The sequence below is a fragment of the Bacteroides sp. AM32-11AC genome, assembly GCF_003603515.1.
In the GTDB taxonomy this organism is placed as follows: Bacteria; Bacteroidota; Bacteroidia; order Bacteroidales; family Bacteroidaceae; genus Bacteroides; species Bacteroides uniformis.
On sequence record NZ_QTNH01000037.1, the window covers coordinates 1 to 1,418 of the forward strand.

The following is a 1,418-nucleotide window of genomic DNA, read 5'->3' on the forward strand; positions in this document are numbered from 1 at the left end:
ACAATACTTCGTTAAATTTCATGCTGCATCAGCAGCGAATCCAAATATTTCATTCACTATCTCATGATTTAATTGCGTGTTCGGGTTATTCTCGAACACGTCAATAATTCTTTGGGCGTAGTATGCGTTGATAATCAGAGCTTTAAGCCTCCCGATAGAGAGATTGTATTCACTGCACATTATTTTCGCAACATTCACGGCTGTAAATGAGGAGTTGAACGCAAAATCAAGTTTTCTCGTGTCACGCGCCTGAGAGTCAGTAAGCCCTACAAACTGTTTTGCGTCACGGAAACAGAACTCAATCTGAAAGCGTGTACAGTAATACTCCATGACATCACGTCCGCTCATGCTTTCATCTGTAGAGAAATACAACCGATGTCCGCCCTTTGGCAAAATGTGTATGACAAGTGATATTTTTCGATGTAGGGACTTGCACCATGCTTTCAAGGCATACACTTGTCCATTAGACTCGTCCGTGTCAAGTATCGCAACCTTGGATTTGTCTATGTTTTTGAAGTCTATCTTCTCACCTTTTACACGTGGACGCCCGGGTTTGCCTGTAGGATCGCCTTCCCACAGATAATACAATGCAGCATCATGCCGAAGACGGCTTACCACATTAAAACCTATTCCAAGCATATTGTCTATAAATGGCTTCTTTGAAAATGCAGAGTCTGCGACAAGAACATTTGTAATACGTTGTAGTATTTGTTTGTTGTCTGATAATGCCTTGGCATACCAATCGTATAGACTCATGTCGTTATTCTCTTTGTCCTTGGCTAATGTTGTTTGTATGGCCTTTAACATCATGCATTCGTGTAGGTCAACATCGATAACACCTATTCCAAGAATCTCAAGACCTCTCTTGACAGCACCTGCACACCCTGACCAAAACAAACCCATGTACGGAGTACACTTGCCAGACTTTTTGATGTAGCTTGGGTCAATGGCTATAGCATTGCGTCCCTTTCCTTTTTTGAAAGCGTAAGCGCTTAGCCACATGTTCATCTCAAGCCAGTCAACGCTACGTTCGGCGGTCTGCCTATAACATTGTTCACCACGTTTACCATAGCGTCCCATTTGGGTAAAATTCACTTTCCTAGGTATTACCATCAAAAGAAATAGCATCTCCATGATGTTTGATTGGATACTTTTGTTTAACTTCGCCCCACCACAGAATAAAAATGCTGCTTTGCAGAGCTCCATATATCGGCTTATCAAGTTGGTTATCAGCATAACTTTATGTTTGTTTTTCACTTATAAAGTTACTGAAAATCAGCAAGATAGCCGATTTTTAGATGTTATATCTTGTTACATAAATCATTTGTTTTCTATTTGTTACGTCCTATCTTATTCGCGATACTTTCTGTGGCTTGCTTCTAACCTTGTGTTCCTACGAAAAATTTAACGGACTATTG

The 1,418-nt window shown here is 40.6% G+C and carries 1 protein-coding gene; it reads right to left on the bottom strand.

From position 1 onward, the window contains the following. Window positions 1–18: 18 nt before the first annotated feature. Window positions 19–1,236, bottom strand: coding sequence for a transposase (locus tag DW800_RS19475; protein ID WP_117680962.1), 1,218 nt, complete (start codon window positions 1,234–1,236; stop codon window positions 19–21). Between the last annotated feature and the right edge of the window lie 182 nt (window positions 1,237–1,418).

Excerpts from the sequence above, each read along its gene's own strand:
- DW800_RS19475 (WP_117680962.1), bottom strand. The coding sequence starts at position 1,236 with ATGCTGATAACCAACTTGATAAGCCGATATATGGAGCTCTGCAAAGCA.